The sequence below is a fragment of the Caldicoprobacter sp. genome, from assembly GCF_047459465.1.
Classification (GTDB): Bacteria; Bacillota; Clostridia; order Caldicoprobacterales; family Caldicoprobacteraceae; genus Caldicoprobacter.
The window spans coordinates 1-1971 of record NZ_VSCO01000214.1; the positions used below are offsets into that span (position 1 = coordinate 1).

Genomic DNA, 1971 nt, shown 5'->3' on the forward strand with positions numbered 1-1971 from the left:
ACTTGACCGTGATTTTATTATGAAAACTGCGGCGAACTGTTTTTTAAATACGAAAGAAAAAGAGTGAACCAGGTTTCTATTCTTAGTGCTATTTTGTATACCATATAGATTTTAACAAAATTTAACGGAAAGGAGAAATGTATAGGTAATGCTCAGCGATATCGAAATTGCACAGAAAGCAAAGCTTAAGCCCATAGTTGATGTGGCATCACAGATCGGGCTGACGGAGGACGACCTGGAGCTGTATGGCAAATATAAGGCCAAGGTGAAGTTGACGGTATGGGACCGGATTAAAGACAGGCCGGATGGCAAGCTGGTGTATGTGACGGCCATCACCCCCACTCCTGCCGGCGAGGGTAAGACCACAACGGCTGTGGGTATTACCCAGGCCCTGGGCAGGCTGGGCAAGAAGGTGGCCTTGTGCTTGAGGGAGCCCTCCCTGGGGCCGGTGTTTGGCATCAAGGGTGGGGCGACCGGCGGGGGTTATTCCCAGGTGTTGCCCATGGAAGACATAAACCTCCACTTCACCGGCGATATACACGCTGTAGGTTCTGCGCATAACCTGCTGGCTGCCCTGATCGATAACCACATCGTCAAAGGAAATGAGCTTGGTATTGACCCCACGCGCATTGTCTGGAAACGCGTCATAGATATGAACGACAGGCAGCTGCGCAGCATAGTTACTGGTTTAGGGGGGAAGGCCAACGGCATCCCCATGGAATCCGGCTTTGATATCACTGCTGCCTCAGAGATTATGGCTATATTATGCCTGGCATCGGGGATGGAGGATTTAAAGAGGCGTCTGGGGGATATATTGGTGGCATATACCTACGATGGACGCCCGGTGTATGCGAGGGATTTGAAGGCAGTAGGCGCTATGGCCATACTGCTCAAGGATGCCATAAAGCCCAATATAGTGCAGACGTTAGAAGGGCAGCCCGCTTTTATACATGGTGGTCCCTTTGCCAATATCGCTCATGGTAACAACTCTATTCTGGCTACCTGCATGGCTTTGAAGCTGGCTGATTATGTAGTCACCGAAGGCGGTTTTGCAGCTGATCTGGGTGCCGAGAAGTTCTTTGACATAGTCTATAGAACCGCTCATGTAAGGCCCGACGTGGTGGTATTGGTGGCTACCATTCGTGCCCTCAAGTTCCATGGTGGCTTGCCTTTGTCAAGCCTAAGCGAAGAGAATCTGGCCGCGCTGGAGAGAGGGCTGGCAAATTTGGATCAGCATATAGACAATTTGAGGAACGTCTTTGGTTTGCCGGTTGTGGTGGCTCTAAATAGGTTCCATACCGATACTGCCGCTGAGATACAGCTTCTAAGGGAGCACTGTACAAGGCTGGGAGTAAGGATGGCGGTCTCCGAAGTGGTGACCCGCGGTGGAGAAGGCGGTATAGAGCTTGCCCAGGCACTTTTAGAGGCTATGCAGGAGGACAACAACTTTAAACCGCTTTATGACCTAGATGCCTCCATAGAGGACAAGATCGAGGCTATTGCCTGCCGGATTTACAGGGCCGACGGCGTTGTGTACAGCAAGGAGGCCAAGCGCGCTATAGAGACCTTGAAACAGCTGGGCTATGGCAATCTTCCGGTGTGCATAGCTAAGACGCAGATGTCATTTTCAGACGATCCGTCATTGAAAGGTGCCCCCAGGGGCTGGAAGCTCAACGTTCGCGAGGTCAAGGTATCTGCCGGGGCGGGCTTTATCGTGGTGCTGACGGGAGCCATGATGACCATGCCTGGACTGCCCAAGAACCCGGCTGCCGAGAATATGGACATAATGCCGGATGGCACCATAGTGGGGCTCTTTTAAGATGAATGCCAGATACATTTGTGCGGCATGAGCTGTACACTGGGATTTTAGGCGGTATGGCCGTCTGAAAATTTGTACAGTTCATGCCGCACTCTTTTTGTTAAGTGCTTAATTATTTGTGCTTGGTGTTTATTGAGAAAACCAAATGCGCC

General features: G+C 51.0%; 1 protein-coding gene. It reads left to right on the top strand.

Translation table 11 applies throughout. The features are described from left to right. The first annotated feature begins 148 nt into the window (after nucleotides 1–148). The gene (locus FWJ59_RS09465; protein WP_414481681.1) at nucleotides 149–1819 is read left to right on the top strand and encodes a formate--tetrahydrofolate ligase; all 1671 of its coding nucleotides are present in this window, start codon (nucleotides 149–151) and stop codon (nucleotides 1817–1819) included. Nucleotides 1820–1971 lie beyond the last annotated feature (152 nt).

Bases quoted from the DNA above. Each gene is read 5' to 3' on its own strand.
- FWJ59_RS09465 (WP_414481681.1), top strand. From the start codon at position 149: ATGCTCAGCGATATCGAAATTGCACAGAAAGCAAAGCTTAAGCCCATA.